Annotated in this window: 11 protein-coding genes; 7 read left to right on the top strand and 4 right to left on the bottom strand. The window is 35.4% G+C overall.

Translation table 11 applies throughout. The features are described 5' to 3' along the window. Window positions 1-48: 48 nt before the first annotated feature. Window positions 49-807 carry a peroxide stress protein YaaA gene (gene yaaA, locus V7Z48_RS05495; protein WP_334112398.1) on the top strand — a complete coding sequence of 253 codons (759 nt, stop codon included), beginning with the start codon at window positions 49-51 and terminating at the stop codon, window positions 805-807. Window positions 808-860: 53 nt separating this feature from the next. On the opposite strand, the gene V7Z48_RS05490 is transcribed toward yaaA, so the two are convergent. From V7Z48_RS05490 to htpG, 3 genes are all read right to left on the bottom strand, one after another. After that, window positions 861-1,106, bottom strand: a complete 246-nt coding sequence (locus V7Z48_RS05490; protein WP_334112397.1) for a 30S ribosomal protein THX — start codon at window positions 1,104-1,106, stop codon at window positions 861-863. A 124-nt stretch (window positions 1,107-1,230) separates the two neighbouring features. After that, a complete protein-coding gene (locus V7Z48_RS05485) occupies window positions 1,231-1,554 on the bottom strand; it encodes a TraR/DksA family transcriptional regulator (RefSeq protein WP_334112396.1) in 324 nt (107 codons plus the stop codon). Between the two features lie 92 nt (window positions 1,555-1,646). Further along, complete coding sequence (htpG, locus tag V7Z48_RS05480; RefSeq protein WP_334112395.1) at window positions 1,647-3,530, bottom strand: molecular chaperone HtpG; 1,884 nt, start codon at window positions 3,528-3,530, stop codon at window positions 1,647-1,649. 218 nt (window positions 3,531-3,748) lie between these two features. Between htpG and V7Z48_RS05475 the strand changes: the two genes are divergently transcribed. Beyond that, the gene (locus V7Z48_RS05475) at window positions 3,749-4,759 is read left to right on the top strand and encodes a 3-oxoacyl-ACP synthase III family protein (RefSeq protein WP_334112394.1); all 1,011 of its coding nucleotides are present in this window, start codon (window positions 3,749-3,751) and stop codon (window positions 4,757-4,759) included. 261 nt (window positions 4,760-5,020) lie between these two features. Continuing rightward, the gene (locus V7Z48_RS05470; RefSeq protein ID WP_334112393.1) at window positions 5,021-5,383 is read left to right on the top strand and encodes a CoA-binding protein; all 363 of its coding nucleotides are present in this window, start codon (window positions 5,021-5,023) and stop codon (window positions 5,381-5,383) included. Here V7Z48_RS05470 and V7Z48_RS05465 read toward each other — a convergent pair. Then, window positions 5,354-6,799 (bottom strand): sodium:solute symporter, encoded by a 1,446-nt coding sequence (locus tag V7Z48_RS05465; protein ID WP_334112392.1) that lies wholly within the window; start codon window positions 6,797-6,799, stop codon window positions 5,354-5,356. The two genes, V7Z48_RS05470 and V7Z48_RS05465, sit on opposite strands and share 30 nt — an antisense overlap. A gap of 139 nt (window positions 6,800-6,938) precedes the next feature. On the opposite strand from V7Z48_RS05465, the gene V7Z48_RS05460 reads away from it, so the two are divergent. From V7Z48_RS05460 to V7Z48_RS05445, 4 genes are all read left to right on the top strand, one after another. Further along, window positions 6,939-9,446, top strand: a complete 2,508-nt coding sequence (locus V7Z48_RS05460) for a VPS10 domain-containing protein (protein WP_334112391.1) — start codon at window positions 6,939-6,941, stop codon at window positions 9,444-9,446. 92 nt (window positions 9,447-9,538) lie between these two features. Then, window positions 9,539-10,156 (top strand): recombination mediator RecR, encoded by a 618-nt coding sequence (recR, locus tag V7Z48_RS05455; RefSeq protein WP_334112390.1) that lies wholly within the window; start codon window positions 9,539-9,541, stop codon window positions 10,154-10,156. Window positions 10,157-10,166: 10 nt separating this feature from the next. Then, entirely contained in the window at window positions 10,167-11,273 is a 1,107-nt protein-coding gene (locus V7Z48_RS05450; protein WP_334112389.1) for a glycosyltransferase family 2 protein, read from the top strand. A gap of 80 nt (window positions 11,274-11,353) precedes the next feature. Continuing rightward, complete coding sequence (locus tag V7Z48_RS05445; RefSeq protein ID WP_334112388.1) at window positions 11,354-12,709, top strand: dihydrolipoamide acetyltransferase family protein; 1,356 nt, start codon at window positions 11,354-11,356, stop codon at window positions 12,707-12,709. The last annotated feature ends 59 nt before the right edge of the window (window positions 12,710-12,768 follow it).

The following is a 12,768-nucleotide window of genomic DNA, read 5'->3' as shown; positions in this document are numbered from 1 at the left end:
TTTCAGAAGCATTTAATCATATTTTTATATTTTATTAAAAAGTACATTATGAAATTAGTTTTATCACCTGCGAAATCTTTAGATTTTGAAAGCAAGTTGCCAACCCATCGTACCACACAAGCCTTGTTTCTCACCGAATCAGAGCGGATAAATAAGTTATTAAAAAAGCAATCGGTTAAAAAGCTTGGGCAATTGATGAATATTTCCACCGATTTAAGCGAACTGAACTACCAACGCAATCAAGATTGGCAGTTACCGTTTCCTGAGAATGAAGCCAGACAAGCCATTTACGCTTTTAATGGCGATGTTTATCGTGGCTTAGATGCTTATACTATCTCAGAGAATAAACTAGAAAACACCCAAAACACTGTTAGAATTTTATCAGGGTTATATGGACTGCTAAAGCCTTTCGATTTAATAATGCCCTACAGATTAGAAATGGGTACCAAATTTCCAGTGGGTAAAAACAAGAATCTTTATGATTTTTGGAAAGTAAAAATCACTGACGCATTAAACAGCGAAATGGAGGAAGATGAAATTTTACTTAACCTTGCCAGTAACGAATACTTCAAAGCTATAGATGTCAAATCCTTAAAAGGAAATTTGATTCAAGTCGATTTTAAAGAGTTTAAAAACGGCCAGTACAAGACCATTGGTTTTTTTGCCAAATATGCAAGAGGTTTAATGGCACGGTTTATAATTGACAACTCGATTAATGACTTAGATGGAATAAAAGCCTTCGATTTGGAAAACTATGCTTTCGATACTAACTTATCCGAAGGCAATAATTTAGTTTTTACCAGATAAAAAAAGCGACTCTTTCTTAAAGAATCGCTTTCTTATCAAAATAGATTAAAATTTTATTTGTCTGCAGCCACGGTTTTTTTAGCCGTGGTTTTTTTCTTGATAGTAGCGGCGGTTTTCGTTTTTGCTGTCGCTGCTTTTGTTGTTGTCTTTTTTGTTACTTCCTCTAGTTTTGGTTCAACTTTAGGTTTTGGTTTTTTTACTGATACAACTTCGGTTGTTGCTTTTTGTCTCGGTCTTAATACGCCGTAACTACCGCGATTAATTTTACCTCTTCTTGTTTTTTTATCTCCTTTACCCATAATTCATTTCTTTAAATTAAACATCGATGAAATTACGAAAAAGGGAATGATAATCAAAATGATAAGTGAGATAGATCAAAAATGGAAGTTACTGATTAAATTCAAGTACCGAATGTCTTTCTGTTTAAGTCGCGCATTGCACACAATATGCACTCTCGGGTCTTATTAAAATTCGGCCCAAAGGTATTTGCTGTTTACATTTTAGGCACATTCCAAAATCCGGACTTTCAACATTCGATAGAGCGTTGTTTAATTTGCGAAGTTTTTCTTCTGCTTGTTGTAAAGCCGATTCAATAACACTTTTGTTGTTAATATGATCTATACGCGACACCCTGCCAATTGCTGCATCGGGCGCTACGGGTTTTGTGAGTTCTTGATAGGATTTGATTTGCGCCTCAGTTTTTTCAATTTCTTGGGCTATAATTTCTTTTATGTTTGAAGTATCCATAATAGGTCGCTCTCCGTTCTATTTCAAATGTACAAAAAAACCAACCAGTAAAATAACTGATTGGTTTTGATATTTATGAGAATTTCTATTACTTATTTAATCATCTCGTAACTGCGTTTTATAAAATCGGAGAGTTCTTTACCTTTCAATAATCCTTGCGACAATCTGGCCAAATCTAAACTTTGACTAATTAAGCGCTCTTGTTTCTTTTTGGTTTTGGTATTGAGAATTTCGCCAACAAGTGCTGAGTTGGTATTGACCACCAAATTGTACATTTCTGGCATATTACCCATACCAAACATACCGCCACCAGTGGCTTGCATCTCTTTCATACGGCGCATAAATTCTGGTTGGGTAATGATAAATGGTGCGGCATTGCTATCCATCGGTTCTAATTGCACCATGAATTTTTCAGAAGGAATGGTTTCTTTTAACAATTCGTCTAAAGTGGCTTTTTCTTCATCTGAAAGTTTTGAAATTTTGGTGTCATCTTTTTTGATAAGATTATCAATATGATCGGCATCAACACGTGCAAAACTTACATTTTCTTTACTGGTTTCCAGTTTTTGCATTAAATGGCTCACAATAGGAGAATCTAGTAACAATACTTCATAACCTTTATCTTTTGCTGCTTCAATGTAGCTGTGTTGTGCATCGGTGTTTGAAGCATATAGAATCACCAATTTATCATCCTTATCGGTTTGTTTGGCTTTTATTTTATTGAAGAGTTCTTCGTAAGTGAAGTAGCTGCCGTCAACCGTCGGATATAAGGCAAAGGCCTCAGCTTTTTCGAAGAATTTTTCTTCAGAAAGCATCCCATATTCGATCACTACTTTAATATCATTCCATTTTTTCTCAAAATCTTCGCGGTTCTCAGTAAAGAGTGATTTTAGTTTATCCGCTACTTTTCTGGTGATATAAGACGCTATTTTTTTAACACTACTATCAGCTTGTAGATAGGAACGCGAAACGTTCAATGGAATGTCCGGTGAATCAATAACACCGCGTAACATGGTTAAAAATTCGGGCACAATACCTTCAACATTGTCGGTTACAAAAACCTGATTTTGGTACAGTTGAATTTTATCCTTTTGAATATTTAAATCATTCGTCATCTTAGGGAAATACAAAATTCCGGTAAGATTAAACGGATAGTCAACATTTAAATGAATGTTGAATAAAGGTTCTTCGAACTGCATTGGATACAACTCACGATAAAAAGATTTGTAGTCTTCATCTTTTAAATCTGTTGGTTGTTTAGTCCAAGCAGGGTTTGGATTGTTAATGATATTATCAACCCTTACTTTCTCTGGTTTGGCATCTTTTTTAGCATCTTCAGGTAGCGGTAAAGTTTCTTCTTTGGTTCCGAATTTAATTGGAATTGGCATAAACTTGTTGTATTTCAACAAAAGCGTTCTAATGCGTGAATCTTCAAGAAATTCGGTAGAATCTTCAGCAATATGAAGAATGATTTCTGTACCTCTTTCAGTTTTATCTGAAGGTTCTATGGTAAAGTTAGGCGAACCGTCGCAAATCCAATGTGCTGCAGGTTCGTCTTTGTAAGATTTGGTAATAATTTCAACCTTTTCTGCTACCATAAAGGCTGAGTAAAAACCAAGACCAAAATGACCAATAATTCCTGGATCATCTACCTTGTCTTTGTATTTATCGATAAATTCTTCTGCGCCAGAAAAAGCAACTTCGTTGATGTACTTTTGCACCTCTTCGGTTGTCATACCTAAACCTTGGTCGATTACGTGAATTTTTTTGTTGTCTTTGTCAACTTTGATTTCAATTTTCGGACTGCCGTATTCTACTTTAGCTTCACCAATGTTGGTAAGGTGTTTCAGTTTTAGAGTAGCATCGGTGGCGTTACTCACCAATTCTCTTAGAAAAATCTCGTGGTCGCTGTAGAGGAATTTTTTAATTAGCGGAAAAATGTTTTCTACTGATACATTAATGGTTCCTTTTGTCATGATTATTTTGTTTTATGATGTTTGTAAGAAATTATGCTGTTTTTTTTCATTTAAGTCAGCCAAATAACTTAGGCAAATAAAATACCACAATAGTAATTGTGACAAACTGACACTTCATAGGTTAGCTTGAAGATGTTATGCATGCATAACGAATGCGATTTTAATTGAAATATTGTATATAGTTAAATGGTTAAATTGCAATACTTAAAAAACTTACAATGTACAATTCTAAAATAACAGGATTAGGATACTACGTGCCTGATAATGTGGTTACAAATGAAGACTTATCAAAATTAATGGATACCAATGACGAATGGATTCAAGAGCGTACTGGGATCAAAGAACGACGTTGGATTAAAGAAAACTCTGGAGACACGACTGCATCTATGGGAGTTAAGGCTGCCAAAATTGCGATTGAGCGTGCCGGCATCAGTAAAGATGATATTGATTTTATAGTGTTTGCAACCTTAAGTCCCGATTATTATTTTCCCGGACCAGGCGTACAAGTACAACACGATTTAGATATAAAAACAGTAGGCGCTATTGATATAAGAAATCAGTGTTCAGGTTTTGTATATGCCATTTCAGTGGCTGATAATTTTATTAAAACTGGCATGTACAAAAACGTGTTAGTAATTGGTAGTGAATTGCACTCTCTTGGATTAGATAAATCTACCAGAGGTAGAGGTGTTTCGGTTATTTTTGGTGATGGTGCAGGAGCAGCAGTACTCTCGAGAGAAGTAGATACAACCAAAGGTATTTTATCGACCCATTTACATTCCCAAGGTGAGTTTGCCGAAGAATTGGTTGTTAAAGCACCTGGAATGGGAACGCGTTGGGTAACTGATATTTTGGCTGAAAATAATCCAGATGACGAAAGTTATTATCCATATATGAACGGTCAATTCGTGTTTAAAAATGCGGTGGTTCGTTTTAGTGAAGTAATTATGGAAGGTTTGGAGAAAAATAATTTAGGTCCACAGGATATTGATATGCTCATTCCACATCAGGCCAATTTGCGTATTTCGCAATTTGTTCAAAGAAAATTCAAGTTGAATGACGACCAGGTTTTTAATAATATAATGAAATACGGTAATACAACCGCAGCTTCAATTCCAATTGCCTTAACCGAGGCTTGGGAACAGGGCAAGATAAAATCCGGAGATACCGTGGTGTTAGCCGCTTTTGGTAGCGGCTTTACTTGGGGAAGCGTTATTATAAAATGGTAATAAAAAAGCCGGAATTATTAAAACTCCGGCTTTTTCAGCTATTAACCAACTTAAACTAACACTAAACTATTTAAACATCTTGCTTAAAAAGTTTAAACTTAAACTTATTTATTAAGACGTAGAACTTGTAACTTTATTACATGAGATTGTAATTTTAACTCGTAATTAACAGTTTAGCTTTAAAAATCCAATAAAGTAGGCTGTGAGATTGTTATTTTTGAATCTTATGTTTATAACTCTTTTAAATTAAAGAAAAATTTAATGAACAAAACAACATTAGTTATGGGTGCTTCAACCAACCCAAGTCGCTATTCTAATATGGCTATAAAAAAGTTGCGGAATGCTCAAGTGGATGTAAAAGCATTCGGATTAAAAAAGGGTAAAGTTATTGATGTGTCTATAGACACTGAACCTATAGATTATGATAGTATAGATACGGTAACTTTATATTTGGGTGCTAAAAATCAACCAGAATATTATAACTATATTATTGGACTACAGCCACGTCGTGTGATATTTAATCCTGGAACTGAAAATCCGGATTTTTATAAAATTCTGAAAGCTAACGATATAGAATCTGAAGTTGCTTGTACCTTAGTGCTTTTGGGGACTAATCAGTATTAAAAGTCCTAAAAAGGTGAGTAATCCGTTCAGTATAAGGATGAAAAATCCAAATTCAAATTCAAACCATTTTGAGCTATAAAAGCTAATAAAATAAGATAGGATTGGCGATAAAATGGCAATTAGTGGCACCAATTTATCTTTAAGTTGCCACTTGGTAAATAGCCCAAAAGCATAAAGGCCGAGTAAGGGACCATAGGTGTAGCCTGCAAAAACAAATAGTTTAGCAATTACGCTTTCATCTTTAATGAGATATTTGAAGGTGATAATTACTAAAATAAGCACCAAGGAAATCAGAATATGAATTTGCTTTCTTACACGTACTTGTTTAAATTTGTCGTATTTTTTTTCAATATCTAGAATGTCAATACTAAAAGATGTGGTAAGGGAAGTTAATGCACTATCGGCACTACTGTAGGCCGCTGCGATGAGTCCGATTAAAAAGAATACAAAAACCCCAATCCCCAAGTGATTTTTCGCTAGTAATGGAAATAAATCATCCTTATGAGCATCAATGCCGTTTTGCGACGCGTAAACAGTTAAAAGCAACCCAAGACTTAAAAAAACAAAGTTCACCACCGTGAGCACAATCGTAAACCAAAACATATTTTTTTGAGCGTCTTTTAGGTTTCGACAAGTGAGATTTTTCTGCATCATATCTTGATCCAATCCTGTCATAACAATGGCAATAAAGGCCCCTGAAATAAATTGCTTCCAGAAGTAATTATCAGATTTAAAATCTTCGAAAAAGAAAGTTTTAGACAAATCATGATCTAGAACATAACCCACCAAATTACCGCCGCTAATTCCCAAATCTTCACTCACAAAATATATCGTAACGCCAACTGCAATCAACATAAACAAGGTTTGAAATGTATCGGTCCAAACAATGGTTTTAATACCAGACTTAAAAGTATACAGCCATATTAATGCAACAGTAATGGTTACTGTTTGCCAAAATTCAATACCTATTTCATCGAATAGAATAATTTGTAATACTCCAGCTACCAAATACAATCTAAAACTAGCTCCAACTACTCTGGACAAAAGAAAAAAGGAAGCGCCTGTTTTGTAGGAATAGTTTCCGAAACGCGATTCTAAATAAGTGTAGATAGATGTTAAATTCATGCGGTAATACAAGGGAAGTAGCACCGTGCCTATTACCAGATAACCTACAATATAGCCTAGTACCACTTGCATATAGCTAAACTGCGATGCCTCAATCCAACCAGGAACAGAAATAAAGGTTACACCAGAAAGCGATGCACCAATCATACCAAAGGCCACTACATACCATGGTGATTGTTTATTGGCTTTAAAAAAAGTGTCATTACCATTTGATTTTCCTGTAAATAGGGAAATTAAAATAAGTAAACCAAAATAAGATGCAATAAGTAAAATTATAAAACTTGGCGACATGTTTTTACGTAAATAATTGAGATAAAGAAAATTTCTTCTATTTTTGAGACAAATTGTACAACAATATTAAGCAAATTAAAGGAAATCGCAGCTGTGGTTATTTTCGATAAATTTAATTAGCTTATTTTTAATATTTCTTATGAAAAAATTCTACTTACTGATTAGTCTTGTTGTGACTTTTGCTATGTCGTATTCCCAAACTTATCAAGAAATGATAGCAGACGGTTCTTATACAGTTCAAGAAATTCAAGAAGCAGCAACTGCCTATTTTGAGACAAAGGGTTATGGTCGAGGCACCGGTTTTAAGGCCTACAAACGATGGGAATACCAAGCATTAAGATCTATGGATGAAAATGGTAATTTAAAAACTGCGGATTTTTATTATAACGAATTACAGAACTACAACAATTATGTAAATAAGAATTTTGGTTTCTCAGCAAGAAGTACTACGGGAACTTGGCAAGAGCTCGGACCTACTTATTGGAATCAAACAACGGGATGGAATCCTGGAGTTGGCAGAATAACCGCTATGGCTATCGATCCCAATAATACGAATCATATTATAGCAGGAGCTGAAACTGGTGGTGTATGGAAAACTTTAGATGGTGGCCAGAGTTGGACGGTTTTAACAGACGATTTATCAACGTTGAATGTTTTTGCTTTATCAATGGAACCTGGCAATTCAAACGTTTATTATTGGGGTTCAAGTAGCGGTGTGATATTTAAATCCTCTAATGCAGGCGCTACGTGGGATTTTTTGGCAGACACTGGAAATGGTATTGTCAATAAAATATTGATAGACCCAAATAATACCTCAAAAATGTACTGTTCGGTTCAAAGTGGAGGACTTTATAAATCCACAAATGGTGGTCTGAATTGGACTCGCATTGCAACAAATGCAACTCAAGGTTTTGACTTTGAGTTTAAACCAGGCAACTCCAATATTATATATGCCTCTGGAAATAATTTTTATAGATCGGAGGATGGCGGTATTACTTTTTCTCAATCACCCACAATAACATCATCGGGTCCTAAAATGATTGGCGTTTCCGCAAACAATCCAGAAGTTGTTTATGTAATCGAAGCTCAAAATGGATTGTTTAATGCTTTGTACAAGTCAACATCGAGTGGTCTTTTATTTACGGAATTAAACCACGATAACAAAAATTATTTCGGTTACAGTTCTACCGCAGATGACGACCTCGGGCAAGCGCCGAGAGATATGGATATTGTTGTAAATCCAAACAATGTAAACGAGGTACATATTGCAGGTATTAATACGTGGCATTCAGTAGATGGGGGTACTTCTTTTAACATTACTTCTCAATGGGTGCCACAAAATGCAGCAGCAGCGAATATAGGTTATTGCCACGCCGATGTTGACATTATGGATTATGTTAATGGCAAGCTATATGTGGGTACCGACGGCGGAATTTTTGTAGCTGAGGATCCTCAAGTGGTTACCGATGAATATTATACCGATTTAACTACTGGAATGGGTATTAGACAGTTTTATAAAATTGGCGTAAGTCAAACCATACCGGTCGTTATAACGGGCGGTTCACAAGATAATGGCTCTTCCGTTTTTGACACTTCTGGAATTTGGAATGATTGGCTAGGCGCTGACGGTATGGAAGGTTTTGTTGATAAAAATGATCCTACAATTTTGTACGGAACTTCTCAGTTTGGGGTATTGTATAAAGGTACTAATACTGGTAATAATGCTTCTAATGTCCCGAGTCCCGATGGAAAAGGTGGCAACAGTCCATGGAATTGGATAACGCCATTTGAACAAGATCCACAAGTTCCTAATGTAATTTATGTCGCCTATGATGAATTGTATAGATCGGAAGACGACGGGCAAAATTGGACGTCTATTTCTCCCAATTATGGAACACCTATCAATCACTTAAAATTTGCGCCTTCAAATAATAATCATATCTATATGGCGGTTAATAACACTTTTCATGCGAGCATAAATGGCGGTGTTAATTGGTTTCAGTCACCAACATCATTTGGGGTAAATATTAATGCCATTGCGGTACATCCAACAAATCCTGAAAAGGTGGCTATCGCCGTTAACGATGCTCAAAAGGTTTATGTTAGTACGAATTCGGGTATTAGCTGGACATCGATAAGATTTGATCTTCCTAATTTTCCACCTCAAGATTTGGCATGGGATAATAATGATGATCAAGGTCTTTATTTAGGTATGAACTATGGAGTTTATTATATAGATAATACAACTAACAACAGCTGGTTGCCTTATAGTAATAATCTGCCTAATGTTCAAATAAGTGAATTAGAAATCAACTTCTCTGAAAATAAATTATATGCTGCTACCTATGGTCGCGGACTTTGGGTTTCCGATACTTATAGTTCAACTTTGAGTAATGATAAAGTTGTTTTTGAAAACCTTCAGATGTACCCCAATACAGCCTCAAACGAAGTATTTTTATCATGGAATAAACCCGAAAATGTTGATATAAGATTATTCAATACTGAAGGTAAAATAATTTATTTTGCCAGGGGAGTTATCTTGAATCAGCCATACAAAATTGATATTTCTCAATACTCAGTGGGTATGTATTTTGTTAGGATCAACAATGAAAATGGAGAAATAACCAAAAAACTGATTAAACAGTAAATAATTACAGAATGGTATTAAAACTGCCTTATTTGATTTTTTCAAAGGGCAGTTTTTTATTGCATTTCAGTAAAATACATTAATTTCGTTCTATGGAATTTTCTTCAAAATTATTACAAAATGCAGTCGATCAAATGTCGCAATTACCAGGGGTCGGTAAACGCACAGCATTGCGTTTTGTACTGCATTTACTCAGGCAACCGGCAAGTCAAACCAATCAGTTAACTCAAGCTCTAAGCGATGTACGATCGCAAATTAAATTTTGCCAAAAGTGTCACAATATCAGCGACTCAGATTTATGTGACATTTGCCAAAACCCAAAAAGAGATGACAGCATTATTTGCGTGGTAGAAGATATTCGGGATGTTTTGGCTATAGAAAACACAGCTAGCTATAAAGGTTTGTATCATGTTTTAGGTGGAAAAATTTCTCCTATGGATGGCGTTGGTCCCAACGAATTAAACATCCAAAGTCTAATTACCCGAGTGAAAGCTGGTCAGGTGAACGAGCTGATTTTTGCTTTGAGTGCCACAATGGAAGGCGATACTACCAATTTTTATATTTTTAAGCACTTATCGGACGTCAATATCAAAACTTCAACCATCGCTAGAGGTATAGCAGTTGGAAATGAACTAGAATACGCCGATGAGGTGACTTTAAGCAGAAGCATTCAAAATAGAATTCCTTTTGAAAATTCTCTAAAATACTAAACTAATTGGCTTGAAACTATCTGTAATTATTCTTAATTATAACGTGCGCTACTTTTTAGAGTTGTGCTTGCAAAGTGTTGAGCAAGCCATCGAAAACATTGATGCGGAGATTATTGTAGTGGATAATAATTCAGCCGATGACAGTTGTGATATGGTTCAAGCCAAGTTCCCGAATGTTAAGCTTATCTCCAACTCAGAAAACGTGGGTTTTTCTAAGGGAAATAACATCGGAGTTCAGCATGCAACAGGCGAGTATGTTTGTATTTTAAATCCAGATACAGTAGTTTCCGAAGAAACTTTTACAAAGTTGATTGCTTTTGCTGAGCAACAAGCTAATCTCGGAATTGTTGGTTGCAAATTAATTGATGGCACTGGGCATTTTTTGCCGGAAAGTAAAAGAAATCTTCCCACGCCTGTGGTTGCCTTAAAAAAATTATTAGGATTTTCAAATTCGTATTATGCCAATCATATAGAAGAAAATGAAACGGGTGAAGTGCAAATTTTAGTAGGCGCATTTATGTTACTTAGGCGCAATTTATACAATCAACTACATGGTTTTGACGAAGACTTCTTTATGTACGGTGAGGATATAGATTTGTCGTACCGGGCCACAAAACTTGGATTTAAAAATTACTATAACGGCGCTACTACCGTCATCCATTTTAAAGGTGAAAGTACACTAAAAGATCAACTGTATGCTAAACGTTTTTTTGGGGCTATGAAACTGTTTTATCAAAAGCACTACAAAAGCAATATGCTGATTAATTTATTGGTTTATTTTGGAATAAGGTTAGCTTATTTCACGAAATCCTCAGGTGAACCCAAAATCAAGTGTTCATCCAATATTTGGTTTTATGGAAAGTCTACTTATCTACAATCTCAATTAGTTAGGATAAATACTGTTAATTTTCTTGAAAAGGATGCATCTATTGATAATAACGTTACTGTTATTTTCGACGCTAATATGATGTCTTTCAAATTTATAATTGAACAATTCATTCAAAATCGTATAAAAAGAACGACCTGTTTTAAAATCCTGCCTAAAAAAGTTAATTTTATCATTGGAAGTCACACCGCGAACATTCAAGGAAAAGTGATGTGGCTTAAAGACATTTAGTTGAACAAATCATAAAATTATTGGTGAATAATCATTAATTTTGCAACCAAAAATATAAATAACCTCTTTCTATTAAGAATATGGCAAAATTTGAACTTAAATTACCCAAAATGGGGGAAAGCGTTGCCGAAGCAACCGTGACTGCATGGTTAAAAGAAGTAGGTGACACCATCGATGCTGATGAGGCTGTTCTTGAAATTGCTACTGATAAGGTGGATAGTGAAATACCGAGTGAGGTAGAAGGTGTGTTAATAGAAAAATTGTTTAATGTAGATGATGTGGTCCAAGTGGGTCAAACCATTGCAATAATCGAAACTTCTGGAGATGCTCCAAAGGCTAATCCAGTTGCTGAAGTCGAAGAAACCAATTCTAAAGTAGAAAAATCTGAAACTCCATCGGTAGCCGAAGTAGCAAAAACAAATACGCAAGCTCAAGATGCAGTGGCTTCGCCAGTGCAATCCTCAGACGATAGATTTTATTCTCCATTAGTTAGAAATATTGCCAAAAAAGAAGGAATTACGCAAGCAGAATTAGATGCTTTACCAGGAACTGGTAAAGAAGGTCGAGTAACGAAAAATGATATTTTAGCCTATCTTGACCATAGATCAGCGCCAGTGCCAGTTGCCAAAATTGAAGCAAAACCGGAGTTGGCTCAACCAGAGATTAAACAAACGGCATCAATTACACCACCAAAACCAAAACAAGAAACACCTGCTGTTGTTAAGGGTGAAGATGAAATAATAGAAATGACCAGAATGGGCAAACTTATTGCTCATCATATGGTTGAAAGTACGCAAACTTCAGCACATGTCCAATCATTTATCGAAGTAGATGTCACAAATATTTGGAATTGGAGAACGAAAGTTAAAAGTAGCTTCGAAAAACGCGAAGGCGAAAAGTTAACCTTCACCCCGATATTTATGGAAGCGGTGGCCAAGGCTATAAAAGATTTTCCAATGATTAATATTTCGGTAAGTGGCGATAAACTCATCAAACGTAAAAACATTAATTTGGGAATGGCGGCAGCATTACCAGACGGTAATTTAATTGTACCTGTTATAAAAAATGCCGATCAGCTTAATTTATTAGGAATGACCAAGGCCGTAAACGACCTTGCCGAACGTGCTAGAATTGGTAAATTAAAACCAGACGATACTCAAGGCGGTACTTATACAGTGACTAACGTTGGAACTTTTGGCAGTGTATTTGGTACACCAATTATCAATCAGCCACAAGTTGCTATATTAGCGTTGGGCGCCATTAGAAAAGTTCCTGCAGTTATAGAAACACCTGATGGCGATTTTATTGGTATTCGATATAGAATGTTCTTATCACACTCATACGATCACCGGGTGGTTAATGGTGCTTTAGGCGGACAATTTGTAAAAGCTGTGAAAGATTATCTAGAAGCTTTTGATGTGAATCGTGAGATATAAGACAAAAAAATATTTGAAAAAGCCCTAGTTTGTTTAGGGCTTTTTTTATTCTTAGTATC

Origin of the sequence: Paucihalobacter sp., assembly GCF_036825875.1 — a bacterium.
GTDB lineage: Bacteria > Bacteroidota > Bacteroidia > Flavobacteriales > Flavobacteriaceae > Paucihalobacter.
This window is presented reverse-complemented; position numbering and strand designations above follow the sequence as displayed.

Coding starts and splice junctions, on each gene's coding strand:
- V7Z48_RS05465 (WP_334112392.1), bottom strand. CDS start 6,799: ATGTCGCCAAGTTTTATAATTTTACTTATTGCATCTTATTTTGGTTTA.
- V7Z48_RS05445 (WP_334112388.1), top strand. CDS start 11,354: ATGGCAAAATTTGAACTTAAATTACCCAAAATGGGGGAAAGCGTTGCC.
- V7Z48_RS05490 (WP_334112397.1), bottom strand. CDS start 1,106: ATGGGTAAAGGAGATAAAAAAACAAGAAGAGGTAAAATTAATCGCGGT.
- V7Z48_RS05460 (WP_334112391.1), top strand. CDS start 6,939: ATGAAAAAATTCTACTTACTGATTAGTCTTGTTGTGACTTTTGCTATG.
- V7Z48_RS05470 (WP_334112393.1), top strand. CDS start 5,021: ATGAACAAAACAACATTAGTTATGGGTGCTTCAACCAACCCAAGTCGC.
- recR (WP_334112390.1), top strand. CDS start 9,539: ATGGAATTTTCTTCAAAATTATTACAAAATGCAGTCGATCAAATGTCG.
- V7Z48_RS05475 (WP_334112394.1), top strand. CDS start 3,749: ATGTACAATTCTAAAATAACAGGATTAGGATACTACGTGCCTGATAAT.
- yaaA (WP_334112398.1), top strand. CDS start 49: ATGAAATTAGTTTTATCACCTGCGAAATCTTTAGATTTTGAAAGCAAG.
- V7Z48_RS05485 (WP_334112396.1), bottom strand. CDS start 1,554: ATGGATACTTCAAACATAAAAGAAATTATAGCCCAAGAAATTGAAAAA.
- htpG (WP_334112395.1), bottom strand. CDS start 3,530: ATGACAAAAGGAACCATTAATGTATCAGTAGAAAACATTTTTCCGCTA.